Annotated in this window: 27 protein-coding genes; 11 read left to right on the forward strand and 16 right to left on the reverse strand. The window is 58.3% G+C overall.

Translation table 11 applies throughout. The features are described from left to right. The first annotated feature begins 477 nt into the window (after positions 1–477). The 3 genes from accB (at position 478) to aat (ending at position 3,325) form a co-directional block, all read left to right on the forward strand. Positions 478–972: an acetyl-CoA carboxylase biotin carboxyl carrier protein gene (accB, locus tag LC354_RS15535; RefSeq protein WP_223425343.1), complete on the forward strand. Its 495-nt coding sequence runs from the start codon at positions 478–480 to the stop codon at positions 970–972. A gap of 10 nt (positions 973–982) precedes the next feature. Next, positions 983–2,329, forward strand: a complete 1,347-nt coding sequence (gene accC, locus LC354_RS15540) for an acetyl-CoA carboxylase biotin carboxylase subunit (RefSeq protein WP_223425345.1) — start codon at positions 983–985, stop codon at positions 2,327–2,329. Positions 2,330–2,683: 354 nt separating this feature from the next. Further along, positions 2,684–3,325, forward strand: coding sequence for a leucyl/phenylalanyl-tRNA--protein transferase (aat, locus tag LC354_RS15545; protein WP_223425346.1), 642 nt, complete (start codon positions 2,684–2,686; stop codon positions 3,323–3,325). Here the strand turns inward: aat and LC354_RS15550 are convergent. The 6 genes from LC354_RS15550 to LC354_RS15575 form a co-directional block, all read right to left on the reverse strand. Then, positions 3,289–3,648, reverse strand: coding sequence for a DUF2155 domain-containing protein (locus tag LC354_RS15550; RefSeq protein WP_223425348.1), 360 nt, complete (start codon positions 3,646–3,648; stop codon positions 3,289–3,291). The genes aat and LC354_RS15550 overlap by 37 nt on opposite strands. Continuing rightward, positions 3,645–4,103: an outer membrane lipid asymmetry maintenance protein MlaD gene (mlaD, locus tag LC354_RS15555; protein ID WP_223425350.1), complete on the reverse strand. Its 459-nt coding sequence runs from the start codon at positions 4,101–4,103 to the stop codon at positions 3,645–3,647. Before mlaD ends, LC354_RS15550 begins: the two co-directional genes overlap by 4 nt. Positions 4,104–4,113: 10 nt before the next feature. Continuing rightward, positions 4,114–4,497 carry an NADH:ubiquinone oxidoreductase subunit NDUFA12 gene (locus tag LC354_RS15560; RefSeq protein ID WP_223425352.1) on the reverse strand — a complete coding sequence of 128 codons (384 nt, stop codon included), beginning with the start codon at positions 4,495–4,497 and terminating at the stop codon, positions 4,114–4,116. An 82-nt stretch (positions 4,498–4,579) separates the two neighbouring features. Beyond that, positions 4,580–4,942, reverse strand: coding sequence for a RidA family protein (locus tag LC354_RS15565; protein ID WP_223425354.1), 363 nt, complete (start codon positions 4,940–4,942; stop codon positions 4,580–4,582). A 150-nt stretch (positions 4,943–5,092) separates the two neighbouring features. Continuing rightward, positions 5,093–6,358, reverse strand: a complete 1,266-nt coding sequence (gene clpX, locus LC354_RS15570; RefSeq protein ID WP_223425356.1) for an ATP-dependent Clp protease ATP-binding subunit ClpX — start codon at positions 6,356–6,358, stop codon at positions 5,093–5,095. Between the two features lie 177 nt (positions 6,359–6,535). Beyond that, complete coding sequence (locus LC354_RS15575; RefSeq protein WP_223425358.1) at positions 6,536–7,177, reverse strand: ATP-dependent Clp protease proteolytic subunit; 642 nt, start codon at positions 7,175–7,177, stop codon at positions 6,536–6,538. Positions 7,178–7,321: 144 nt separating this feature from the next. Here LC354_RS15575 and LC354_RS15580 point away from each other — a divergent pair, with 144 nt between their 5' ends. Next, positions 7,322–8,539, forward strand: a complete 1,218-nt coding sequence (locus tag LC354_RS15580) for an FAD-binding domain-containing protein (protein WP_223425360.1) — start codon at positions 7,322–7,324, stop codon at positions 8,537–8,539. A gap of 423 nt (positions 8,540–8,962) precedes the next feature. On the opposite strand, the gene LC354_RS15585 is transcribed toward LC354_RS15580, so the two are convergent. From LC354_RS15585 to choX, 5 genes are all read right to left on the reverse strand, one after another. Next, a complete protein-coding gene (locus LC354_RS15585; protein WP_223425361.1) occupies positions 8,963–9,172 on the reverse strand; it encodes a hypothetical protein in 210 nt (69 codons plus the stop codon). Positions 9,173–9,221: 49 nt separating this feature from the next. Then, on the reverse strand, positions 9,222–10,406 hold the full coding sequence (kynU, locus tag LC354_RS15590) for a kynureninase (protein ID WP_223425363.1): 1,185 nt from the start codon (positions 10,404–10,406) through the stop codon (positions 9,222–9,224). Between the two features lie 179 nt (positions 10,407–10,585). Continuing rightward, the gene (gene choV, locus LC354_RS15595; RefSeq protein WP_223425365.1) at positions 10,586–11,593 is read right to left on the reverse strand and encodes a choline ABC transporter ATP-binding protein; all 1,008 of its coding nucleotides are present in this window, start codon (positions 11,591–11,593) and stop codon (positions 10,586–10,588) included. Next, positions 11,590–12,441: a choline ABC transporter permease subunit gene (gene choW, locus LC354_RS15600; protein ID WP_223425367.1), complete on the reverse strand. Its 852-nt coding sequence runs from the start codon at positions 12,439–12,441 to the stop codon at positions 11,590–11,592. Before choW ends, choV begins: the two co-directional genes overlap by 4 nt. Positions 12,442–12,502: 61 nt before the next feature. Then, positions 12,503–13,426 carry a choline ABC transporter substrate-binding protein gene (choX, locus tag LC354_RS15605; protein ID WP_223425369.1) on the reverse strand — a complete coding sequence of 308 codons (924 nt, stop codon included), beginning with the start codon at positions 13,424–13,426 and terminating at the stop codon, positions 12,503–12,505. A gap of 523 nt (positions 13,427–13,949) precedes the next feature. Here choX and LC354_RS15610 point away from each other — a divergent pair. From LC354_RS15610 to LC354_RS15620, 3 genes are read left to right on the forward strand one after another with little or no spacing between them, the layout of a single operon-like run. Next, positions 13,950–14,591, forward strand: a complete 642-nt coding sequence (locus LC354_RS15610; protein ID WP_223425371.1) for a hypothetical protein — start codon at positions 13,950–13,952, stop codon at positions 14,589–14,591. 18 nt (positions 14,592–14,609) lie between these two features. Next, positions 14,610–15,614: a hypothetical protein gene (locus tag LC354_RS15615; RefSeq protein ID WP_223425372.1), complete on the forward strand. Its 1,005-nt coding sequence runs from the start codon at positions 14,610–14,612 to the stop codon at positions 15,612–15,614. Positions 15,615–15,631: 17 nt separating this feature from the next. After that, complete coding sequence (locus tag LC354_RS15620) at positions 15,632–17,299, forward strand: Dyp-type peroxidase (protein ID WP_223425374.1); 1,668 nt, start codon at positions 15,632–15,634, stop codon at positions 17,297–17,299. Between the two features lie 97 nt (positions 17,300–17,396). On the opposite strand, the gene LC354_RS15625 is transcribed toward LC354_RS15620, so the two are convergent. From LC354_RS15625 to LC354_RS15645, 5 genes are all read right to left on the reverse strand, one after another. Further along, positions 17,397–18,125, reverse strand: coding sequence for an amino acid ABC transporter ATP-binding protein (locus LC354_RS15625; protein ID WP_223425376.1), 729 nt, complete (start codon positions 18,123–18,125; stop codon positions 17,397–17,399). Continuing rightward, positions 18,122–18,778, reverse strand: coding sequence for an amino acid ABC transporter permease (locus tag LC354_RS15630; RefSeq protein WP_223425378.1), 657 nt, complete (start codon positions 18,776–18,778; stop codon positions 18,122–18,124). Before LC354_RS15630 ends, LC354_RS15625 begins: the two co-directional genes overlap by 4 nt. 3 nt (positions 18,779–18,781) lie before the next feature. After that, positions 18,782–19,501, reverse strand: a complete 720-nt coding sequence (locus LC354_RS15635) for an amino acid ABC transporter permease (RefSeq protein WP_223425379.1) — start codon at positions 19,499–19,501, stop codon at positions 18,782–18,784. 60 nt (positions 19,502–19,561) lie between these two features. After that, positions 19,562–20,428 carry an amino acid ABC transporter substrate-binding protein gene (locus LC354_RS15640; protein ID WP_223425381.1) on the reverse strand — a complete coding sequence of 289 codons (867 nt, stop codon included), beginning with the start codon at positions 20,426–20,428 and terminating at the stop codon, positions 19,562–19,564. A 299-nt stretch (positions 20,429–20,727) separates the two neighbouring features. Then, positions 20,728–21,678: a LysR substrate-binding domain-containing protein gene (locus tag LC354_RS15645; protein WP_223425383.1), complete on the reverse strand. Its 951-nt coding sequence runs from the start codon at positions 21,676–21,678 to the stop codon at positions 20,728–20,730. Positions 21,679–21,792: 114 nt separating this feature from the next. On the opposite strand from LC354_RS15645, the gene LC354_RS15650 reads away from it, so the two are divergent. The 4 genes from LC354_RS15650 (at position 21,793) to aguB (ending at position 25,777) form a co-directional block, all read left to right on the forward strand. After that, positions 21,793–22,806 (forward strand): D-cysteate sulfo-lyase, encoded by a 1,014-nt coding sequence (locus LC354_RS15650; RefSeq protein ID WP_223425384.1) that lies wholly within the window; start codon positions 21,793–21,795, stop codon positions 22,804–22,806. Between the two features lie 12 nt (positions 22,807–22,818). Further along, positions 22,819–23,544 (forward strand): cysteate racemase, encoded by a 726-nt coding sequence (locus LC354_RS15655; protein ID WP_223425386.1) that lies wholly within the window; start codon positions 22,819–22,821, stop codon positions 23,542–23,544. 339 nt (positions 23,545–23,883) lie between these two features. After that, positions 23,884–24,915 (forward strand): histone deacetylase family protein, encoded by a 1,032-nt coding sequence (locus LC354_RS15660; RefSeq protein ID WP_223425388.1) that lies wholly within the window; start codon positions 23,884–23,886, stop codon positions 24,913–24,915. Continuing rightward, on the forward strand, positions 24,908–25,777 hold the full coding sequence (gene aguB, locus LC354_RS15665; RefSeq protein WP_223425390.1) for an N-carbamoylputrescine amidase: 870 nt from the start codon (positions 24,908–24,910) through the stop codon (positions 25,775–25,777). Before LC354_RS15660 ends, aguB begins: the two co-directional genes overlap by 8 nt. Positions 25,778–25,807 lie beyond the last annotated feature (30 nt).

Raw genomic sequence — 25,807 nt, forward strand, 5'->3', positions numbered from 1 at the left:
AACGCATGATCTTCTCTCCTGAATTTTGAAACCATACCGCCACAGCGGGTTTCAAAATTCAGGAGAGAAGATCAGAGAAAGATTCGCTGAAGCGGACCGGCTAGAAGCCGGTGGCTTCGATCCATTAGGTGGAAAGTGAATTGGAGCCAAAATAGCTGACTTTTTTAGTCATCATCCTCCACCGAAATCTTGGTATCGCAGAGACAGAGAGACAACCCACAGGTTCCGCCGCGTGGAAAAGCAGTAACGCCTCGACTGTCCGGATATCGCGATCGAGGAGCCTGTTTTTGCTAGGCACGACCGGACGTGGAGGCCCGCTCCGGTCCTGCCTCCGTTTCCAGTCTGGTCCCTGATCTGCGCCCGCATCATCAACTGCGCTTTTCACTGCCCCCATCGCCCGCTATAACCGCACCGAAGCAAGATCACGCGCGTCCTATTTCGGATGCCGTGACCGTTACCAACCATTTGAGGACGAGAATGACAAAAACCAACCATGACTCGGATGTGGCCTTCATCAAGGCCCTGGCGGAATTGCTACGCGAGAATGACCTGACCGAATTGCAGGTCAAACGGGATTACGGCGAAGATGACAGCCTGAACGTGCGGGTCTCCCGGCAAATGATTCAGCAGGTTGCTGCACAAGCCACCGCAATCCCGACGCCTGTCGCTGCCCCCGCCGCGGGTGCCACTGTCGGCGAGGCTGCCAGCCCAGCACCTGCGGTGGATCCGGCCAACGACCCGGGCGCTGTCACGTCTCCGATGGTCGGAACGGTTTATTTGCAAGCGGAACCGGACGCCCCCTCCTTCATTTCAATCGGCCAGAAAGTCGAAGAAGGCGAAACCTTGTTGATTGTCGAAGCCATGAAAACGATGAACCATATCCCATCGCCCCGCGCCGGTACGGTCAAACGGATCGTGGTCGACAATGGCGCGGCGGTCGAGTTCGGCGCACCGCTGGTGATCCTCGAATAAGGCAGGCCACATGTTCAAGAAAATCCTGATTGCCAACCGCGGAGAGATCGCTTTGCGGGTCATCCGCGCCGCCCGCGAGATGGGCATCGCCACGGTCGCCGTGCATTCGACAGCCGACGCCGACGCCATGCATGTGCGTATGGCCGACGAATCCATCTGTATCGGTCCACCCTCCTCCGCCCAATCCTACCTGAGCTTTCCCGCCATTATTTCGGCTTGCGAAATCACCGGAGCCGATGCCATCCACCCCGGCTATGGATTTTTATCGGAAAACGCTCAATTCGTTCAGATCGTCGAAGACCACGGCCTGACATTCATCGGCCCGACGGCAGAGCACATCCGTGTGATGGGCGACAAGATCACCGCAAAGGACACGATGAAGGCGCTTGGCGTACCGTGTGTGCCCGGCTCGGACGGTGGCGTGGCAACGCTGGAAGAAGCGAAGGCCATTGCAGAAGAAATGGACTATCCCGTCATTATCAAGGCCACCGCTGGCGGCGGCGGGCGCGGAATGAAAGTTGCAATTGCGGCGGCCGACATGGAAAGCGCATTCATGACCGCGCGAGCCGAAGGCAAATCCAATTTCGGCAATGACGAAGTCTATATCGAAAAATATCTGACCACCCCGCGCCACATTGAAATTCAGGTCTTTGGCGATGGAAAAGGACGCGCGGTGCATTTGGGCGAACGAGATTGTTCGCTGCAACGACGCCATCAAAAAGTGTTCGAAGAAGCACCGAGCCCCTCGATCACGGCCGAAGAACGGGCCTATATCGGCAAAGTCTGCGCCGACGCTGTAGCCAACATCAACTACATTGGCGCAGGCACGATTGAATTTCTGTATGAGAACGGTGAGTTCTATTTCATCGAGATGAACACGCGTTTGCAGGTTGAGCATCCGGTGACCGAAGCCATCTTCGGCGTCGATCTGGTCCGTGAGCAAATCCTCGTGGCGGCGGGCGAAGACATGTCATTTCATCAAGACGATCTGAAAATCAACGGCCACGCGATCGAAGTGCGGATCAACGCGGAACGTTTGCCTGACTTCACCCCCTGCCCGGGTCGGATCACGCAATATCATGCGCCCGGCGGTCTTGGCGTTCGGATGGACTCAGCGCTCTATGATGGGTATGTCATTCCACCCTATTACGACAGTCTGATCGGGAAACTGATTGTGCACGGGCGCGATCGGCCAGAGGCACTCGCGCGGCTGAAGCGGGCGCTCGGCGAGTTGATTGTCGACGGCATTGACACCACAGTACCGCTGTTCCACGCGCTGCTGGCTGAACCGGGCATCCATACGGGGCAGTATAATATCCACTGGCTCGAACACTGGCTGGAAGGATACAGCACCTGAACAACAGTATGCCCTTCAAGTTTCAGTACGCGAAAACGACTACGTTGCATTCCGTTTCCGGATGAAAACGACCCGCTTCCGCCGCTCGGGGCTGGTACCGATAATCTGGTTTGCTTGATCCACAGTCTCACCAAGTGCGTCCGAGAAATAGACTTGGCAAGTGTGTGAAACGCACTGAATTTAGCCCTTCGGTTGCCTGAAACACGATAATGAGCGGCAGGACAGGTCCACGGCATGCTCGGCATGGAAATTTTTCACTTCTGGTTCGCTTGACCCCCGGTTGTGATAATAGAACTGCGAACCGGACCAGAGACCAGGCCGGGCTAGGCGGGTTTGAAATCAGACGAGAAAGCGATGAAGGACTTTGTGATCACGCCAGAACTTTTGCTCAGGGGCTATGCCAACGGCATATTTCCAATGGCAGAAAGCCGCGATGATCCAGAGGTTTTTTGGGTCGATCCCCGCAAACGGGGCATTCTTCCCTTGGATGGATTCCACATCTCGCGCAGCCTGAGCCGGGCAATGCGGCGCAGTGACTGGACCCTGACCGCGGATGCGGATTTCGAAGCCGTGGTCGACGGCTGTGCTGATCGCTCCGACACATGGATCAACCCGGAAATCAGACGGCTTTATTCCGCGCTCCGTCGCAGCGGCCATGCCCATTCGATGGAAGTCTGGGAAGGTTCGGCATTGGTCGGCGGCATTTACGGCGTCGTGCTGGGAGCCGCGTTTTTTGGGGAAAGCATGTTTTCGCGCCGCACCAACGCATCAAAAATGGCGTTGGCAGGTTGCGTCGACCGGCTTCAAAGGGGCGGCTTTACGTTGTTCGATACGCAGTTCCTGACGGAACATCTGGCTTCACTGGGTGCCATCGAAATCACACGTGCGCGCTATCATGACATGCTGGCCGCAGCGCTGGACCGGAGCGCAGATTTCAGTGGCCCCGCGCTTGCAACCTTTCAGGACGTGATACAGCGCAAAACCCAGACGTCGTAGCGGGCGTGCTCCATCGGGTTCAAAGCGGGGGATGCAGCGACCATCCATCCGGAAAAGACCGCCCCCGTGCGCCCTGTTTCGGTGATTTGCAGGCCCGCAAAGGCGTTGCCTGACGGATTGCCCACGGGATAGCGGCATTCGGTCAGGGTGATATTCAGCCGTTCGAACTTCACCGTCCGGCCTGTGGGCAATTCAATGTCAACAACGGCCCCGTTGAATTTGTCGAGGCCACGCAGCACAGCGCCGGACGCCGACTCAGTCCGAACCTGCCCCGATACACTTGTGCCAAGCATCATGCATAGCACGGCCAATCGCAGCATCATTCGCCTGCGTCCCCGGACCCTGAAACGAATTTCAGCAGCAGCGAAATCAGGCTGATCGACCCTTGGGTGTCAGTAATTTCATCACCCGGTTCATAGTTGAACGGCGATCCACCGGGCACGATCTCCACGAAATTGCCGCCCAGCAAACCTTCGGAGCTGATGATGATCGCGCTGTCATCTGGAATCAACGTGTCCTTGCCAAGCGCGACCGTGGTGTCGGCCCGGAATGTCGTCGCATTCAATCCCACATCCGTGACGGTACCGATTTTCACGCCAGCCAGGCGCACATCCGTTCCGACGTTGACGCCTTCGAGGCTGCGGAAGCTCGCTGACAACGGATAGGTCGCCCCACCGCCCGTTCCCAGGCCGCCGACCTGAGCGCCGTATATGGCAATTGCGACCGCCGCCGCCAGAACAGCGCCACCAACCAAAACCTCGGTTGTGTTCTCAGACATCGTCGGGGCCTTATTCCGGGGTCCAGGCTTCGTAGTCACCGCGGTCGGCAGGGGCGGCCCGGCGAATGGAACCGGCAGGCGCGTAGGCCATTGCTGTTCCGGTCAAATTCGGCTGGTGTGGCTTTTCCCATGCTTTGTGGGGCAAAGGTTTGTCCGTGGGTGGTTCGTCCCATGTGCGGTGCAGCCATCCGTGCCACTGTGGGTCCACACGGCTGGCCTCGGCCTCGCCGTTGTAGATCACCCAGCGGCGGCTGTCGTCGGCATTGCGATAAAAGACATTCCCTTGGGAATCGTCTCCGACTTTCGTACCTTTGCGCCATGTAAACAACTGGGTGTTGAGCGTCTGGCCGTTCCACCATGTCACGGAACGCAACAGCGTATTGAGAATGCCCATTTTTCGCCTCCGACGGTTTCAACACTCTATGCCGCATCCGCTGCGCCGCGTCCAGAGGACACAGGCACGCAAGCCGGGCAGATCATGATGGCAAGAGTGCGGTGACTTCGATTTCAATTCGATATTTCGGATCGATCAGCCCGCATTCAATCATCGTGGCAGCAGGTGGGTTGGGACCGAATGTTGCCGCCAGAATGGGCCAACACGGTTCGAATTCTGATCTGTCTGGCAGCATGTAGGTGACCCGCACAACGTCGTGCCAATCGGCGCCTGCGTCGCGCAGCGCTTCATGAATTGTCGCCAATGCATTCTCGCACTGCTCCGTCACGGTATCGCCTTGACCGACGGTGCCCGCCACATGAACCCAGCCGCCTGCCACGACCGCACGACAATACCCGATCCTCGACTCGAATGCGCCATCGGACGAAATACGCAGAATGGTCATGTGTTCCTCCCACCATGGCGCACCAGGGTGCGCCTTACGGGCATAGAATTCGGCCCTGCGCTTAAAAAGACAAGGTATGAACGAGAGTGGCTGCGCAAAGAAAAGGCGGACCTCAGGCCCGCCTTCGTCTGTTTGTCTGTGCTGTGGCGTTTAGCCGGCGGTCGCAGGCTCTTTTTCTGCATCTGCGTGGATCATCAGCGGCGCCGCATCTGAATTTACCGCTTCCTCGTTCACGACAACCTCGGTGACCGAATCCAGACCGGGCAATTCGAACATTGTATCCAGCAGGATATCCTCGAGGATCGAACGCAGACCCCGTGCACCGGTTTTCCGCTCAATCGCGCGCTTGGCGATCGCACTCAGCGCATCTTCGGTGAACGTGAGGTCGGTATCTTCCAACTCGAACAGGCGCTGGTATTGTTTCACCAATGCGTTCTTGGGCTGTGTCAGAATGGTGACCAACGCGTCCTCATCCAGATCTTCGAGTGTCGCCAAGACAGGCAAACGTCCGACAAATTCCGGGATCAAACCGAATTTCAGCAGATCTTCAGGCTCCAGATCCATGAATATCTCGCCAACGCCGCGCGATTCCTCGCCCCGCACATCTGCACCAAAGCCCATGGCAGAGCCCTTGCCGCGCTGCGCAATGATCTTGTCGAGACCCGCAAAGGCTCCGCCGCAGATAAACAGGATATTGGTCGTGTCCACTTGCAGGAATTCCTGTTGCGGATGCTTGCGCCCGCCCTGAGGGGGCACCGACGCAACGGTGCCTTCCATAAGCTTCAGCAACGCCTGCTGCACACCTTCGCCCGACACGTCGCGTGTGATCGAAGGGTTTTCTGACTTCCGCGTGATCTTGTCGACTTCGTCAATATAGACGATGCCCCGTTGCGCGCGTTCGACATTGTATTCGGACGATTGCAGCAGCTTGAGGATGATGTTCTCGACATCTTCGCCTACATAGCCCGCTTCGGTCAGCGTGGTGGCATCCGCCATCGTGAAGGGCACGTCCAGAATGCGGGCCAGAGTTTGCGCCAGCAATGTCTTGCCACAGCCCGTAGGGCCGATCAGCAGAATATTGGATTTCGCCAGCTCGATGTCACCACCCTTTTGCGCGTGGTTGAGCCGCTTGTAGTGGTTGTGCACGGCGACCGACAACACGCGCTTGGCCATGGCCTGACCAATCACATAATCATCCAGCACTGCGCAAATATCTTTGGGTGTGGGCACGCCATCGGTGGACTTCAGGCCAGAAGCCTTCGTTTCTTCCCGAATGATGTCCATGCACAGTTCGACACATTCATCGCAGATAAACACGGTCGGCCCCGCGATCAGTTTGCGCACCTCATGCTGGCTCTTGCCGCAAAAGCTGCAATAGAGGGTATTCTTGCTGTCGCCGCCAGAATTCGTGGCCATGTCGCGTCCTTCCCGGCAGTCGCCGCCATTTCGGATGCCGGAAATGAACCGGCTTTCCCGCGTTGACCGTCAGTTTAAGACAGCCCCGCAGGGTCCACAATCGTCTTTTTCTCTGACCCGAAGGTCAAACACCGTTACGTCACCGCAACGGTGCACATCTTATTTTCCTGTGTCGTCTTACTTGTCTTTGTCGTCGTCTTTCGCGCGGTTCGCGACAATCTCGTCGATATGGCCCCACTCCTTGGCCTCTTCCGGCGTCAACCATGTGTCGCGATCCAGTGCTTTTTGAACCGTGTCATAATCCTGACCGGAATGTTTCACATACATCTGATACATCCGCTCGCGGGTTTGCTCGATATGCCGGGCCGAGATCAGAATATCGGCAGCCATACCCTGCGATCCGCCTGACGGCTGGTGCACCATGATCTCGGAGTTTGGCAACGCAAACCGCATCCCCGGTTCACCACCGATTGCAATCGCGGACCCCATCGACGCCGCCATGCCGCAAATCAGCGTCGACACTTTGGGTTTGATATATTGCATTGTATCGTAAATGGAAAAGCCTGCTGTCACCTCACCGCCGGGCGAGTTGATGTACATGCTGATTTCCTTTGACGGGTTCTCGGCCTCGAGATGCAGCAACTGCGCGACGATCAGATGGCTCATCCCGTTGTGAATCGGGCCATTGATGAAAATGATCCGTTCCTTCAGAAGGCGCGAAAAAATGTCATAGGCACGTTCACCACGGCTGGTCTGTTCGACAACCATAGGCACGAGATTGCCGGTAAAATGGGTATACTGATCGATTGGGTCGCGCATTAATTCCTGCCTCGTCTGATTTTGCGAGACCATACCCGCAAAGAGATTACCCGAGTCTTAGTATCGGCGCTTGGGACCTGCAAGGGGGGCACGACGCTTGAAGCCTGTCGATCTCCGTCTAAGTGGACCTCAATGACAGACGCGATGACCCGATTTCCTCCCACCCGGCTGGCGGCCCTGGAACGGTTAAGCCGGTTTGTGCCCCACGCCGGGCGCGATTATGCCGCGCGCCGCAATTATGATCTGGGGCCGGACAAGCATGACGGCGTGTCCATGCTCTCGCCGTATCTGCGCACGCGATTGCTGACGGAACGCGACGTGCTGGATGCGGTGTTGGGACGACACAGCGCATCCGCCGCCGAAAAGTTCGTGCAGGAGGTGTTCTGGCGCACCTATTGGAAAGGCTGGCTCGAAATGCGCCCGGCGGTCTGGACCCAGTACAAAACCGCCCTCAAGGGCCAGATTGACGCGGTCCAAACCCAATCGGGCCTGCGCGCAGCGTGGGAAGCTGCGTGTACGGGGCAAACCGAGATCGCGTGTTTCAACGCCTGGGCCAATGAGTTGGTCGAGACCGGATACATGCACAATCACGCGCGCATGTGGTTTGCCTCGATCTGGATATTCACGTTGCGCTTGCCGTGGGAGCTCGGCGCGGATTTCTTTTTGCGGCATCTGCTGGATGGTGATCCGGCGTCCAACACGCTCGGGTGGCGCTGGGTTGCCGGCATCCAGACTCCGGGCAAAACCTACCTGGCCCGCACATCCAACATCTCAAAGTTCACCGAAGGGCGGTTTGCCCCGAAATGGCAACTGGCGGGCGAAGCACCGGCGCTGAATGCCCCCCCGGTGCCCGAACGCCAACCCGTGCCCGCAGTAGCGCCGCCAAGGCCCAACCTGACCACAGGTCTCCTGCTGCATGATGATGATCTCAGTCCGGGATATGTGCTTGATGCAGGCCTTGCACCGATTGCGACGGCCGTCGTGACGACACGCAAAGGACTGTCGCCTCTCTCGATTGCACCGAAGGTGGAGGCTTTCGCGCAGGCGGCCTCCGAGGATACCGTGACACGGTTCACCGACAGACTCGGGACAATCGCGCGCCCGGCCCCGACCGCCCCGGCGCTCGCGCGGTGGGCCGCAGAACAAGGCATTGAACAGATCTTGACCCCTTATGCCCCGGTCGGTCCCAATGCGGATCTGATCGGACGCCTCGCTGCGATGCCGGATGGCCCACGGATTGCTCAAATCCGCCGTGATTTCGACAGTGCAGCCTGGCCGCACGCCACGCACGGGTTTTTCCGGTTCAAGGATCAAATCCAGACTTTGTTGGGTGCGATGCGCGGTTTGAACACCGTCCGTTAAAACGCCGACGACGGCAGACCCGATGGCGCGGGAGACAATACCTGCCCGACCAGCCTCAGTGGCACCTGAAATAAGTACGTGCGGCCCATGGGACGGCGGGCGGGGCGTCTTTGCCAAAGGCAAAGAGCGTCCGACCCCGTCCGAAACCACCGACAGATATGCTGTCGCTCCGCCTCCCAGATCCTGATCCGCGACCCTTAGGGCAGTCCTCAACAGGTTTACGCAGGTGGCAACCGGCATTCCTTCGGGAACATTTGACAGCACGCCGATTTTGCAGTGGTGCTCAACAACGCTTCTCAAGAACTGAACGTACGCAAGGCCTTTGGTGAAGCAGGTGCAGCATATTGCCGATACCCCAGCAAATCATCGCGCGTTTGAATCCTTGGCGAAAAAATGGACCACCAAAGAAGAGCGACCACACATTTAACGCCTTCTGTTTTCAAAGTGACCGATTACCACCTTTTCCGACGGGATCATCTTGTTGGTCAATTGCACAGGAACATCCGGTTTGCGCTGATCTTCCTTGACCGCAAATCCGATCTTCCCGTTGTCATGGCCGCCAACATCGCGCCAGTGCTCAGAGCCGCAACACAGGCGACGGCCATCATCTGTCGCGACGTCTTTCGGTTTCACCCCGAGGTATCAGGCTCTCGCCGCCTTTCTATGGGCGCGTGTCAAGCCCTCATGTCACGCGCTGGCGCGTCAGGTATTTCGGATCATCCCAAAGACGATCTTTCATCACCACTTCGATATGGTCGACCGCGGCGATCACGTCCGCTTCATCGATATAGAGAGGGGTGAAGCCAAAACGCATGATGTCAGGGGCGCGGAAATCGCCGATGACCCCGCGCGCAATCAGGGCTTGCATGGCGGCGTACCCATTCTCGAATGCAAAGGAGACCTGGCTGCCCCGCCGTGCACTGTCGCGCGGGCTGGCCAGTGTCAGTTGAGGCACGCGGCTTTCAACATGGTGAATGAAGGTTTCCTGCAAAGCAATTGAAGCGGAACGCATTTCCGCCATATCCACACCTTCCCAAACGGCCAAAGCGGCGTCCAATGCGGCCATCTGCAGCACCGGCGGCGTGCCCACGCGCATACGCTCGATGCCCCGCGCGGGCCGATACTTGAGATCGAACGCAAATGGCGCGTCATGGCCCAGCCAGCCGGCCAGGGCGGGCTCCACGTCGTCGGCCAGATCCTTGCGCACATAGATAAATGCAGGCGCGCCCGGCCCGCCATTGAGGTATTTATAGGTGCAGCCGATGGCAAATTCACAGCCGCTGGCCTCCAGATCTACGGGCACGGCCCCGGCGCTGTGGGCCAGATCCCAGATCATCACGGCACCTGCCTCATGTGCGGTTTTCGTCATCGAGCCCATCTCGTGCATGCGTCCAGTGCGGTAATCCACTTCGGTCAACATCACGACGGCCACCGTATCGTCGATGGCGCTCGCCACGTCTTCGGGGGCCACGACACGCAACTCATAGCCGCTATCCAGCGCTTTGATAAGGCCCTCGACCATATACAGATCAGTCGGGAAGTTACCGGAATCGCTGAGAATAACCCGACGGTCCGGGCGCATTTTTATCGCCGCCGCAACAGCCTGAAACACTTTGATGGAGAGCGTATCACCAATGACGACGGTGCCTTGCGGTGCCCCGATCAAACGCCCGATTGCATCGCCGATCCGGGACGGTTGCGCCATCCAGCCGGATGTGTTCCAGCCCTTGATCAGCTGGGTGCCCCACTCATCCTGTATCATCGCCGCGACCCGGTCTTTCACCGTTTTCGGCAATGGCCCAAGCGAGTTCCCATCAAGGTAAATCATGCCCGCAGGCAGGTCGAAAAAGTCTTTTTGCAGAACCATCTAGGGGATCCTCTTACAGTTCATTCTTGGGTCAGCGTTCCAATTTCATAACCCATTTTTTGCGAGCCTGGCCTGACCCTCACTCCGGCGCGGAAGATCATGGACGGCTGACGTCAACAGCGGCATAGCATGTGCAGCAGACAGCAGCAGGCGCAATCTTGTCACCTCACAGCCGCCCGTCACTGCGCGATACGGTTGAGAACACTCTCGCGCGAAACGATGCCGATCGCGGTGTTGTTTTCGACAACTTGCAGGATGGGGGCGTCGTGCAATTCAAGCAAGATGTCCTTCACCGGAAGTTCCACGTCGATCCGCGGGCCTTCACCAGCCCCTTCCACCATGACATCGCGGGCCGTCAGAACGCCAAGCGGGTTCATATGTGCGACGAAATCAGCGACATAAGGATTGATCGGATTGGTGAAAATATCACGCGGGGAGCCACATTGTACGATCCGGCCGCCCTCCATGATGGCAATGCGATTTCCGATCTTGAACGCTTCGTCCAGGTCATGGCTGACGAAAATGATCGTGCGGTTCCGCTTGGTCTGCAATTCCAGCAATTCATCCTGAAGCCGCGCGCGGATGAGCGGATCAAGGGCGGAAAACGGCTCGTCCATGAGCAAAATCGGCGCGTCGGTGGCAAAGGCACGCGCCAGCCCGACACGCTGCTGCATGCCCCCGGACAACTCTCCCACGAGGGCATCCGCCCGATCGGCCAATCCGACCAGCGCCAGTTCCTCGTCTACGCGGGCATGGCGGTCCTTGACCGACATGCCGCCCAATTCCAAACCAAGGCCGACATTGTCGCGCACCGTGCGCCATGGCAGCAAGCCGAATTGTTGAAATACCATCGCGACCTGCTTCAACCGGATCGCGCGGAGCGTCCGTGCATTGGCGGTGGTCACTGAATCCATGCCCGAAGGCCCGGCCACACGCACATCGCCGCGCACCACCTGGTTGAGACCATTGACGGAGCGCAGCAAGGTCGATTTGCCAGAACCAGACAGGCCCATCAGGACGAGTATCTCGCCTTCCTCGACGGTCAGCGAGCAGTTATGCACGCCAAGGACCTGCCCTGTCTCCGCGTTGATCTCCGCCCGCTCCTTGCCCGCGTCCATCATCGGCAAAGCCTGTTCAGGATGATCCCCGAACACGATGGAAACATTGTCAAAAATCACGGCACTCATGACCGGTTCACCCGCAGCATGCGATCCAGAATGATCGCGACGACAACGATCACCAACCCGCTTTCAAAGCCCAGCCCCTTGTCGACACGGTTGAGCGCGCTGACGACCGGTTTGCCAAGCCCGTTGGCCCCGACCAGCGCCGAGATGACGACCATGGACAATGACAGCATGATGGTCTGGTTGAGACCCGCCATGATCTGCGGGAACGCCGATGGCAATTCCACTTTCCACAAAAGCTGCCGCCCCGTAGCTCCAAAGGACTGTGCCGCTTCGATCAGCGGTTTTGGCGTGTTGGATACCCCCAGATGGGTCAGTCGGATTGGTGCCGGCAAAACGAAGATGACCGTCGCGACCAGCCCCGGAACCTCGCCCAGACCAAAAAAAACAATGGCTGGAATGAGATAAACGAAAGTCGGCAAGGTCTGCATGATATCGAGCACGGGCAGGACAAAAGAATAGAGCCGCGGCCTGTGCGCCATTGCAATCCCGATTGGCACCCCGATGGACATGCACAGCAGACACGCGGACAGCACGAGGGTCAGCGTCTCTATCGTTTCTTCCCAATAGCCCTGATTGAGGATGAAGAGAAAGCCGAGGCCCACGAAAGCGCAGACTTTCCAGTTGCGCTGTAGCACCCACGCGAACCCGACGAAAATCACGATCAGGATCAGGGCCGGAATGGTCTCAAACGTCCATAAAATCGCCCCGGTCATCGCTTCCAGTATTGCGGCCAGACCGTCAAAGAACCAGATCATGTGGGTTTCGAGCCAGTCGAACGCAGCCTCGGCTGCGTCGTCCACCGGGATCTTGTAATCAGCAAGCCAGTCGAGGCTCAAAAACGAGTCCATGAGGTCAAACCTTTAGCCGCTCTGGTATTGGGGCAGGCCAGCGCTGGCCTGCCCGGATGTCTTAAAGGCCGAGGGCCGACCTGGCCGCTGCCATCGCATCGCCGCCGTCCTGGGTGGTCACACCGTCCAGCCAAACCTCCAGAACGCCGGGGTTGGCCGTCAGCCATGCGGTCGCGGCTTCGTCCGGGTCCGTACCGTCGTTCAGAATGGCCCCCATGATCTCGTTCTCCATCGCGAGCGAGAATTCGAGGTTTTTCAGGAACTGCCCGACATTCGGGCAGGCTTCGGTATAGCCTGCGGTCACGTTTGTCGCCACTTCGGCGCCGCCAAGGTTGGGTCCGAACCAATCGTCGCCGCCTTCAAGATAGGTCATATCGAAATTCGCGTTCATCGGATGCGGCTCCCATCCAAGGAAAATGATAGGCGCGTCGCGCTTGGACTGACGTTCCACTTGCGCCAGCATCCCCTGCTCCGAGCTTTCGACAAGGTCGAACCCTTTGAGGCCAAACGCATCCGCGTCGATCATATCGAGGATCAGGCGGTTGCCATCATTGCCGGACTCGATGCCGTAAATCTCGCCATCCAGCGCCTCCGCATTCGCAGCGATCGCCTCAAAACTGTCGATCCCGAGGGCCGCACCGGCCGCATTGGTGGCCAGCGTATATTTTGCGCCCGTCAGGTTGACGCGGACGGTTTCGACCGTGCCCGCTTCCAGATAGGGCGCAATATCGGCTTCCATCGTGGGCATCCAGTTGCCCAGGAACACATCCACATCGCCCTTGGCGAGCGAGATATAGGTCACCGGTACAGACAATGTCTCGATCTCGGTTTCATAGCCCAGCGCTTGCAACAGGACGGTTGTCGCGGCGGTGGTGGCCGTGATGTCGGTCCAGCCCACATCCGAGAACGTGACTGTGCTGCAATCTGCGAGTGCCGGACTGGCGGCGATGATTGCCAGAGCTGAAAGGCCGTTGCGTATGTTCATTGAGAATCTCCCCTAGAGTTTTTTTGGCGCGCTCCTGACTTCAAGGCGTGCACGGACAGTTGCGCTTTCTACCTAAGCGTTTGCGCGCGCCCAAAATTTCTGGGCACACCGTATACAACGCATCGCCTGAGTAAAGCGGAATTGTCCCCGGTCAAATCCATGCTACAGTCGGGCATGCGGTGTCCTCCACCCCGCGCGCGCAATGCAACTGTAGCGCAGCGACACCCGGACATGCGTTTGGTCGCTTTTTGCTCAAGTCCATTTGGAACGGCTACGGCGCAGACCCCTGCCCCACCGGCAAACGAGCCTGTAAGACATCAAAGGGAATCAGCATGGGCAGCCGACCGGAAATGCCGAGCTGCGCAGTCAGACGGAGCAAGCGCGTCGGAGGCGAAATCCCCTTCGGACCATACTACCAGCCGTTGAAAGACTGGAGCGTCCCACCGCAGCTGAAACGTGACAAAACCAACCTTTCGTGGTATCGACGGGCATTATTTTTTGAATTTTGAACGCAAGGCACGCGATGACAAATATTGCTGGCAAAGCTTATGCCATGAATGTGCTCACCCCAAGCAAGCCGCGGATAACCTGGATCAACAGGCTGCTTTTCATGGCTGCGCGCGGCATGCCCGAACGGCTTTTCGGGCTACTTGGCCTCTCCCTGATCCACTTTGCCCGGTGGGTCATCATCAAGCCCGAAGACTGGCCAGATCTTGGGCAAGGCAAACAGACGCTCGAGAATGACTACATGCTGTTCTGTTCCAATTTTAACGGGACCTGGGATCAGTATATCGACGCGTTCTCGGATGGCATTCCAAACGGGTTGAACCTTTTTTGGTTCTCGGCAACGAAATACCCGCTTTCTGTTCCGATCACGCCGTTCAAGGATTACATCACGCACAATCAGATCAGCACCGATTACTATTACAACGCAACACCGGGTGCGGCACAGCGTGACATCAAGACGTCGGTTCTGACCTATGACGTGCTGCTGGGCCTGGAAGAGGCGCACAAGACCCAAACGCCCGAAGAGTTCGCGCAAACCTACAAGGCTGCCTTGGGTAAAGTGCAGGCAGGCTTTGGCGATGCCGGGTTTGGCCCCGTCGCCAGCCTCAGCACGGAACGCGCCGATATCAATCGCGGTGCCTATATTCACAGCCGCTAGAGCGCAGGGAGAATTGCCATGCCAGATCTCGACAGTGGGCACATCTTTCTGACGACCCTCGCGCCCATTCGCGACAGTGCGACAGCCCCCAAGCATACGTCCTTCACCCAGGCCGTGCGCATCGCCCTTGCCAAACTGCCCACCGCGTTGCAATCGCCCGCGACGGTCAAGACCGGGGTCAACAGCCCCTTTTCCCGCAACCGTCGGACCCACCTCGCGCGCATGTTTGTGCTCAACGACATTGTCTATAACGGTCGGGTTGGCAAAAACGCCCTTGCCGCATCCCTCACGGGCGATGATCCGTCCGTGGTGCAACCCGTCGACAGGCTCAACACCTCTTATCTGGTCTTTTGCGCCGACATTGACGCCGTCGAAGAAGATGGCGCGCGCCTGCCGACCCATCTGACACCGGAACAACAGCGCAGCGTCCGCGCCTCCTATGCCTGTGAGTTGTGGAACACGATGGAGGATGATCTGCGCGAAATTTACGTCAATTGCGAGGGCTTCGAGAACGTGGTGACAGCGCAGGACTTCGCCACCTATCTTGACCGCTGCCATGTGGAAACCACGATGCCCTTTCACGACTACTACCTCAAGTTGCCCGAATTCAATCGACTGCCCGTCAAGATGCTGCTGGCGGCCGTTGGTCTGCCCGCGCTCTTTGCACTCATTGGCCTTGTGCTGCGATTGTTTGGGGTGATGACCATGCCGATCTTTGGCACAAACACCCTGCTTGCCTTTGTGGGTGGTCTGCTCGTCGCCGGGGTCGCGGGCTTTGTGGCGGTCAAACACGCGATCAGGAACGGAGAGAAACCTCTGGCCCCGGGCAAATACGACGACCTACCATCCGTTCTCAAAGCGCTCTATATGCAGCAGCAATTCGCGGACTTTGCCGTGGACGCACAAGGGGCTTCGCCCCAGGACCTGCATGACAGCTTTGGCGCCTTTCTGGAACAGCACAAACCGAGCGACCGCTCAGGCCCGACGCAGCCCCCTGGTGTCATCGCGACACCGAAATCCTGAAGCAAGGCGGATAACACATGGCACGCACGCTCAACCTCCATGACATTCAGGGCAATGTCGTTCGCGCTTACGGCCGCTTTTCTTTTCCATTCGCGCGCTACTTCTTTTTCAACATCTCCGACGCAGCCGAAGGCCGCAAATTCGTCGATGACGTCCGCAGGCATGTCACCACGGCTGCGCGCTGGCCCGAAGAGGCAGAGAAACCGGACTGTACCGTCAACATCGGATTCAGCTTTCTCGGCCTTTGGAAACTGGAAGTTCCCCCGCGCACGCTCAGGGGGATGCCGTTTGAATTTGCGGAAGGGATGAAAGACCGTGCCTTTGTTCTGGGCGACCGGAACACAAGCGAGGTTGCGGCCGACGATCCGGATTGGGATGCCCATTGGGATCCGATCTGGCGGGCGAACCGCCAAGGCGGTGATGGCGGGCGCGATGATGTACATATCTGGGTTTCGTTGAACGCCCAGTTGAAAACAATCGGCGCGACCGATCCGGTCGATGCCTTGGAAGAACGTACGCAATGGCTCCGCGATCTCTGCACGGCGTCCAATTCCGGCGTGCGTCTGTTGTCCGGGATCGGACCGGACGGCACGGGTGATTATCAATCCGCCCACGCGATCTTTGAAAAGCACGGTGACATGATGTTGCCGTCACCCAAGGAGCATTTCGGATTTTCCGACGGGATCGGCGATCCGGTGTTTGACGGCCAGTATCCTGCCGAAAAGATGAAAACCAGCGTGATCGGACGCGGCAAACGGGTTGATGGCAAATGGGTCCCCATCGCCACCGGCGAGTTTTTGCTGGGCCATCCGGACGAAAGCCAGGAACTGCCCCCTGCCGCGATGCCCCCGGAGTTTTCGCAAAACGGCACATTCATGGCCTTTCGCAAACTGCATGAGAACGTTTCCAGCTTTGACGAAGTCGTGAGCGAAGAGGCCAAACGTTTTGCCACCGTCATGGACATTCCGGAACAGGAAGCCCGCGAAACCCTGCGCGCAAAAATGTGCGGACGCTGGTCAGACGGAGTACCTCTTGCGGTGGTGCCCACCTTTGAGTCGTGGCAGGCGTTCCGGGCTGAAAAGGGCTTTGACGACCCCGACCCGATGGTGGCGGTCCAAAACCACACGGCCTATCTGCGCTCACCCGAAGCGTCTGATTTCCGCTATGCCGACGATATGCCGGGTTTCAAGGTGCCGGGCGGCGCCCATATCCGGCGTATGAACACGCGCGATTATCTTGACCCGCTGAACAAGCCGGGCGTCGACGCCTCGGGCAAGCCCTATCCCAACCACGACGCAACCCATGCGCTGAACAAACGCCGCCGCGTCTTGCGCCGCGGGCTGCCATATGGGGCCTCCGACCCGGCACAGAATACGGATCAGACAGAGCAAGGTGTCGCGTTGATGATCCTCGGAACCAGCCTGTTCCGGCAGTTCGAGTTCGTCCAGCAACAATGGGTGCAATACGGGCTCGACTTTCATCAGGGCAACAACACCTGCCCCATGCTGGGTGATCACAGTGTCCATACCCGCCACACGATCACGTCCGACCCAAAGAGTGGCAAACCGCCCTACATCATGAGCAAACTCAAGACATTCGTGGAATGCCGGGGCGGAGAGTATTTTTTCGTCCCCTCGATGACGGCGCTGCGCCTGATTGCCATGGGGGTGGTTGATCCGACCTGATGCAGGGGCGCGGCCCACGACGGGTGCGGCTCAAAAGAACCTGACCCGCGACAAGGACAACACCGCCGGCTCAAACCAGGACGTAAAAGGCCGCCGATCAGTGGTTCAGAATTTTCGACAGGAAGTCCTTGGCCCGTTCGCTCACAGGGTTGTCGAAGAATTCAGTGGTTGGTCTGTCTTCGATGATTGCACCCTCGTCCATGAAGATGACCCGGTCAGCTACCTTGCGCGCAAATCCCATCTCGTGCGTCACGACCATCATCGTCATCCCTTCCTGGGCCAGTTCAACCATGACATCGAGCACCTCCTTGATCATTTCAGGGTCAAGCGCCGAGGTAGGTTCGTCAAAGAGCATGGCGATCGGATCCATCGCGAGCGACCTTGCAATCGCAATGCGCTGCTGCTGACCGCCCGACAATTGGCTGGGATACTTCTTGACATGATCGGCCATCCCGACCCGTGCGAGCAGTTTTTCCGCCCGCGCGACCGCTTCACTCCGGCTTCGGCCCAAGACCTTTTCTTGTGCAAGACACAGGTTTTCGAGCACCGACATATGCGGGTAAAGTTCAAAGTGCTGAAAGACCATGCCGATGCGTGACCTGAGGGCGGTCAGGTTTGCGTGTTTGGCCGTGACCTCGTCCCCATCGACGGTGATCCTGCCCTCCTGCACCGGTTCCAGACCGTTGACGCATTTGATCAGCGTCGATTTACCCGATCCCGAAGGGCCGCACACCACAACGACTTCACCCTTTTTGACGCTGGTGGTGCAGTCCGTCAGGACGCGGAAATCACTGTACCACTTGCTGATGTTCTCAATGCTGATCATGTGCTCATCCGGGATTTGAGGCTTCTGACCAGCATGGAACCGGAGAAGCAGATTACGAAGTAGACGACAGCGGCGAAAAGATACATTTCGACCAGCCTGCCTTCGGTTCGCGCAACGATAGAAGAGGCGGTCATGAAGTCCCGCAAGGACACGACGAAGACCAGCGATGTATCCTGAAACAGAATGATGCCCTGCGTGACAAGAATTGGGATCATGTTACGGAACGCCTGCGGCAGAACCACGTAGCGCTGGATTTGCCAGTAATTCAGACCTGTGGATTGTCCGGCATGCACCTGTCCCTGTTTGACGCTTTGAATACCGGCGCGCATGATCTCGGAGTAATAGGCTGCCTCGAAGAGGACAAAGGCGATGAGCGCGGAATAGAAACTGCCGATCGGCCGCCCGATCGCCAGAGGGACCAGGAAGAAGAACCAGAAGATCACAAGGATCAGGGGCACCGAGCGGATCAGGTTGACGTAAGTTGCGGCAATCAACGACAGCGGAAGGATACCTGACAGCCGCGCCAAGGCCAGAAGCGTGCCCAGAACGATGCCGCCGATGATCGACAGGAAGGTCAGCCACAGGCTGAGTTGCAAGCCCTGCCACAAGAAAGGAAGCGATGACCAGATGACGTTGAAATCAAAGTCTGCCATGGATCAGCCCTCCTTTCCGACATAGCCCGGGATGCGGGTGTATTTTTCGAGGAGCTGCATCAAGACCGTCGCGACAAGTGCGATGCAGACATAGATGACCGTCGCCGCGGTAAAGGCCTCAAACCCCTGAAAGGTGTATTCGGCAATCTGCTGGCTTTGTGCGGTGAGTTCCAGAAGGCCGATGGTCAGGGCGAGCGAGGAATTCTTGAAAACTGTCAGGAATTCGGAGGTCAGGGGGGGGACGATCATGCGAAACGAGATCGGCAAAAGGACGTAACGATAGGTCTGGCCAACGCTGAGCCCATGGGCGGTTGCGGCTGCGGTCAGGCCCGGCGGAACGGTTTCGATGCCGGCGCGCACCTGTTCGGCGATGCGTGACGCGGTATAAAGCCCGAGGGCTACGACGGCGGTGACAAATTCGGGGTTTGGCATGTCGCGCTTCATCCAGCGGCCCCAGTCGTCGGGCAGCATTTCAGGCACCGCAAAATACCAGATGAACATTTGCACCAGCAGGGGCACGTTCCGGAAAATCTCGACATAGGTGGCACAAATGCCGCGAATGACCTTGTTCGGCACCGTCTTTCCGACGCCAACCAGCGCGCCGATGACAATGGCGATGCACCATGCGCTCAAGGCCACCGACACGGTCCACCCAAAACCGCTGATCAGCCAGTTGAGGTATTGCTCCTCAAACAGGATGCTCCAATTCCAGTTATATTCCATCTGCCCCGCCCCGCTTATAAGAAAGAACCGGCAGGAAGGCCCTGCCGGTTCGTCTGTGGCTTATTCTGGCAAGGCGCCCAACTGGAACGCCGCAAGCAGGAGCGGATCAGCAGGCACGCCAAGCGGGTCGAACCACTGGGCGTAGATCGCGTTGATCTCGCCCGAGCGGAACACTTCGGCGAGCGCTTTCTTTCCAACCAGTTCGAAGGCGCTGTCGTCCCGGCGCACCATCAGCGCGTAAGGGTCAAAGGACAGAAAGTCGCCGACCACCACGAAATCTTCGGGCGATTTGGACTTTGTCACGGCACCATGGAGCAGGATGTGGTCCGAGGTATAGGCATCCACACGGTCCGTTTCCAACGAGAGCATGCCTTCGGCGATATCGCGAACGGGCAGTATCTTGACGTCAAGGCCAGCGGCTTCGACAGCAGCCAGCAAGGCGCGCTCGTTCGTTGTCCCCTGGGCAACCGCAACGACCTTGCCGTCCAGATCGGCAACCGAATTGATCCCCGAGTCCTTGCGGGTCAGGATTTTGGTACCGGTCACGAAAGTGACAGGGAGGTATTCCACCTGCTGCTGACGCGTCAGGTTGTTGGTGGTCGAGCCGCATTCCAGATCGATTGTGCCGTTCGCCATCAGCGCGATGCGTGTCTTTGGATTGACCGGCACATATCTGACCGTCAGTTCCTGATCGAGTTCTTCTGCCACGGCGTCCACGATCTTCATGCACAGGTCGATGGAATATCCGACGGGCTGCTGGTTCTCATCCAGATATGCGAAGGGCACGGAGCTTTCGCGGTGGCCAATCACGATTTCGCCGCTGCTGGCGATTTTGGCCAAAGTACCGCCATGCGCTTCGGCAAGCGCAACCGGCGCCGAAAAGCCCAATGCGACGATCGCAGTTAAAAAAGTTTTCTTGAGTTGCATTCATATTCTCCATTGTTGGTTAGACGGGTCGACATTTGCCTGTTTCTTTCTTGCCGTCGTTATCATGGCCAAAGCGCGGGACCGCGCCAGTGCTCAACCCGGAATTTGCGTATTTTAGACATTATCCTCGCCTATGGCATGCGTCTAATGCAAATTTTCGCCTGCAAAATGCGCAAATAGCAAGTTTCACACAATTTTTCAGATGCGGCACTCCAATTGAATCGTCCCAAAAGCCGCTCCATTCCGCCGCTTTCCGCACCACCTGCCGGTCGTGCATCGATGGCGGGCTATCCGGTCGGCTAGAGGTCTGGCGCGGGGAGAGTGAGCAATGCGTCCGCGTGCCCGCGGGGCTTGAGGTGCTCGGGCAAGGCGATTTGGGACAGCAGGTCGCGCCAGACGGCATGAGATTGCGACCCTCCGTGATCCGAGAGGCGAAACGCCTTGATGTCGAGCGGCTGGACCGGCAAATCCGCCTCCAGAGAGATCAGCGTGCCTTGCGTCAAAGCCTCGATGACCAGAGAGCGGGGCAACCACGCGATGCCGATGCCGCTGAGGGCGAATTCGTAGGCAGCAAGGGTCAGAGCGGTTTCCGCCTTGGTAATGATCTCCAGTTCCCTGTCCAGTCGTGGCGCGATATGCCGGTCAAAGACCTGCCCAAGAAAGACATCTGACGGGTAGCTGATGGCCGGAAACCGGGAAGATGGAATACTGTCCCGAAGCGACGGGGCACAGACTGGAATCAGGATATCGTGCCCAAGGGCCAATGTTTCAAAGGCCCCTTCCAGAAAGGGTGTGTGCGTGTCGTGAACCGTGTACATCACCACAAAATCAACTTCTGCCGATAACAGGAGCATCAGGCATTCCTCCTGATTGCTCGACCTCACCTTGACCGGCACAATGCCCTGCGCGGCCAACGCCCGCACAATCCAGGGAGACAATGTCGTCGTGATCGCATGCTGGCAGGCAAAGCTCAGAGTGCTGCCGGTCTGGCTGTTTGCGGTTTTGAGTTTTTGTCTGACCTGACGCAACCGCATGCTCAGCGCGCGCAATTCCGGCGCAAGCGCCTCGACACCCGCCAGCAGCGTGACGGGCTTGCGCCGCCGGTCGAACAGCTCTGCGCCAATGCTTTCTTCGATCAGGCGCACACGCCGGGTGAAAGCGGATTGCGTCAGCGACCGTTTTTCCGCCGCCCGCGCGAGCGAGCCGGTTTCAAGCACCGCCAATATGTCGTCGATCCATTCCAGACGCATGAGTGCGACCCCAGAAAACTTGCAGATTGCGCAACTTATGCAGGGCACTTTGCATTATCAATCGCAGCTTTCACAGGGTAAACATCGGATGAAGCAAATTAAGGATTTGACGCCATGCATCTTGCCCGTTTTCCACGCCGTTTTCTCGCGCACCTGCCCACACCGCTGGAGCGCCTTGATCGCCTGACCAAAGAACTGGGCGGACCGGAAATCTGGATCAAACGGGATGACTGCACCGGCATGTCCACCGGGGGCAATAAAACGCGCAAGCTGGAATTCCTAATGGCCGAAGCGGAGCTGCAAGGCGCCGATATGGTCATCACGCAAGGCGCCACTCAATCCAACCACGCGCGCCAGACAGCGGCATTTGCGGCCAAGATGGGCATGCAATGTCACATCGTGCTTGAAGACCGCACCGCATCGAACAACGCAAACTACAACAATAACGGCAACGTGCTGCTGGACCATCTGCACGGTGCGACAACCGAAAAACGACCCGGCGGGGGGGACTTCAACGCCCTGATCGAGGACATGGCGGCCGAGATGCGGGCGGATGGCAAGAAAGTCTATGCGATTCCGGGTGGTGGATCGAATGCCACCGGCGCATTGGGCTACGTCAACTGTGCCTTCGAGATGCTGACTCAGGTGAACAACAGCGGGCTGAAGATCGATCACATGGTCACGGCGACAGGCAGTGCGGGCACGCAGGCTGGTTTGATCGTGGGTCTCAAGGCGATGAACGCCCAGATCCCGCTTTTGGGTATCGGCGTGCGCGCACCCAAGGCAAAGCAGGAGGAAAACGTCTTCAATCTTGCGTGCAAAACAGCGGAGAAACTGGGCTGTCCCGGTGTTGTCGAGCGGCACGATGTGGTGGCTAATACCGATTATGTCGGCGAAGGATACGGCATTCCGACCGAAAGTGGCCTCGAAGCAATCCGCATGTTTGCCGAACTTGAGGCCATCCTGCTGGACCCGGTCTACTCCGCCAAAGGGGCCGCCGGGTTCATAGATCTGATCCGAAAAGGTCACTTCAAGAAAGGCGAGCGCGTTGTCTTTCTGCACACGGGCGGTTCCGTGGCATTGTTCGGATATGATTCAGCATTCGATTTTTCCGACCGCTGGACCTGATCGGCCCGGGCCATGAGCATCCCCGCAGGCAAGGTTCGCCGGATCGGCATCCTCGGAGGCATGGGCGTCGAGGCGACCATTGAGCTGATGAAGCGGGTGCATGCGGCGACGGATGCGGAGGGGGATCAGGACCATGTTCCCATGTTTGTGGACATGAACCCGCAAGTGCCCTCTCGCATCCGCCACGTGATTGAAAAAGACGGCCCCGATCCCGGTCCGGTTCTTGCCGAAATGGCGGCAAGGTTGGAACAGGCCGGGGCCGATGTTTTAGCGATGCCCTGCAATACGGCGCATTTATATGCACCACAGATTGAAAAAAACGTCGGGATCGCGTTGCTGAACATGCCGAAACTTGCGTGTGAACAGGCGGCGCAGGGTATGAAACAGGGCGCGGTCGTGGGTATTCTGGCCTCGCCTGCGACCAACAGCACAGGTCTTTTCAAGGATTTCCTGTCGGCGGGCGGTGTAAGGTCAATTTACCCTGAAAACGAAACCAAAATTCTGGCGGCGATCCAAAGCATCAAGAAATCCGGGCCGCGCCAGACGGACATCGATTGCCTGAACAGCGAAGCCGCAGCACTGGTTCAACGCGGCGCGGAGCGGGTGATCATCGGCTGCTCCGAGTTTTCGCTGGTGAGTACGGAAATCGAGGCACCTGTTCCGATTCTTGACACGCTTGACGTCTTGGTGTCCTCGATCGTCGAATATTCCGGCGCGCGCATGAAATCGCCGAACTGAGCCCGGCCCGGCATTCAATCGTCCGGAGGAACCGGCGCCAACCGGGCGAAGGCACACATCCCGAAAATGCACCGGAGCGGGGCGAGATGTGACATCGCAGTATTGAAACGTCCCGCCGCCTGGACGGTTTCGATCGCGGGATCAATCCTTGTTCTTCGCATGGGTTCAAATCATGTGGCATCAGCCTTGGTCCGAAACCAAAGGGTTGGCTTCATGAGGCCTGGATGCAGGTCTGGCACAACACCAAGGACACGATAAAAGGCGTTGACGCTTCGCGCGTTACATCGGCACTTTAGAACTCTGCGATGTACAGCACAATTTCCAGAACAGGCAAAATCAATGAGAATAATCTACAGCGAGGATCACCGCCTCCACTTTCCGCAGGCGGAGTTGTCAGGCGGGCAATTCGTAACCCCGTTTGAGCGTCCATCGCGGGTCGAATACGTGCTCAATCGGTTGCGCGAACGCAAGCTGACAGACATCTGTGCGCCGGGTCCGGTCGATATGGCTCCGGTGCAAGCCTTGCTGGATCCCGGCTATCTGAGCTTTCTGGAAACGGCTTGGGACGATTGGAAAGCTGCCGGAATGGCCGGGGAAATCATCGCGGCGAATGTCCCGGCGCGGGGCATGCATCTGGACCGGATCCCGGACAACATCGACGGCAAGGTCGGCTATTATTGCCACGCCTCCGAGACCGCGATCACGCAAGGCACATGGGCGGCGGCCTTGTCTTCGGTCGCCAGCGCGCAATCCGCCCAGCGCCATGTGGCCGCTGGGGCTGACAGCGCATTCGCCCTGTGCCGCCCTCCCGGCCACCACGCGACAGCGGATCAGTATGGCGGCTATTGCTTTATCAACAACGCGGCTGTGGTCGCCGATATGTTCCGGATCTCAGGCGCTACGCGTGTCGCCATTCTGGACATTGATTTTCACCACGGAAACGGCACGCAAGCGCTGTTCTATGACCGTGCCGATGTCATGTTCGCGTCGCTGCATGGTGCCCCGCAAGACGCCTATCCCTACTATCTTGGATATGCCGACGAAATCGGGAAAGGTGCGGGCGAAGGCACGAACCTCAACTACCCCATGAGCGAAGGCACGGGCTTTGGAGCATGGGCGCAAGCGCTCGACGATGCTATCGCCAAGATCACAGCCTGGGGGGCGGAGGCGCTTGTTGTCTCGCTCGGCGTGGATGCGTACAAGGACGATCCGATCAGCTTTTTCCGATTGGAAAGCGACGACTTCACCGACGCAGGCCGCCGCATCGGGCGCATGAAGCTGCCGACAGTATTCTGCATGGAAGGCGGGTACGCGATCGAAGCCGTTGGCATCAACACCGTCAACGTGATCGAAGGGTTCAAGGATGCGTAACGTCACCTTTGCCGTCACCCAGTTTGCTGCCGATGCGGACAGCGTCCGCAACCTCGATACCGCCGAAGCGATGGTACGTCAGGCGGCAGCGCAAGGCGCTCAAGTGATCTTGTTGCAGGAACTGTTCGCGGCCCCCTATTTCTGCAAGACACAAGACCCCGCCTATTTCGACTGGGCCGCACCGCGCGACGGCCACCCGATGCTCGCGCGTTTTGCGGATCTCGCCAGGGAACTTGGCGTTGTTCTGCCGATCTCGTTCTTTGAACGCGCGGGGCAAGCTTTTTTCTATGCGCTGGTGGTCATTGACGCTGACGGGACCGAACTGGGCCTCTATCGCAAGTCGCATATTCCGCAAGGGCCGGGTTACGAGGAAAAGTTCTATTTCTCGCCCGGCGACACCGGATTTCGCGTCTGGCAGACCGCCTTTGGCATGATCGGCGTCGGGATCTGTTGGGACCAGTGGTTTCCCGAAGCGGCGCGCGCCATGGCGCTGATGGGCGCCGAAGTCCTGCTCTATCCAACGGCGATCGGGTCGGAACCGGACAGTCCGGGTTATGACAGCCAACCCCATTGGGAGATGACGATGCGCGGTCATGCGGCCGCCAACATCATGCCATTGCTGGCGTCGAACCGCATCGGGGTCGAGGCACAGGACAACCGCAGTGTTACATTCTACGGGTCATCGTTTATTGCGGGCGAAACGGGCCAGATGCTGGCCCAGGCCGGGCGGGAAGGTCAGGAAATTATCACTGCCACGGTCGATCTGGACCATGCTGCAGAACTGCGCCGTTCATGGGGCGTCTTTCGCGACAGACGGATTGATCTTTATGGTGTTTTGACGGGACTGGATGGCACCGCATAGGCGCGGTGGAGAAGCGGGGCCGCAATGCAG

This window comes from Tateyamaria pelophila (assembly GCF_019966495.1).
GTDB classification, from domain to species: Bacteria; Pseudomonadota; Alphaproteobacteria; order Rhodobacterales; family Rhodobacteraceae; genus Tateyamaria; species Tateyamaria pelophila.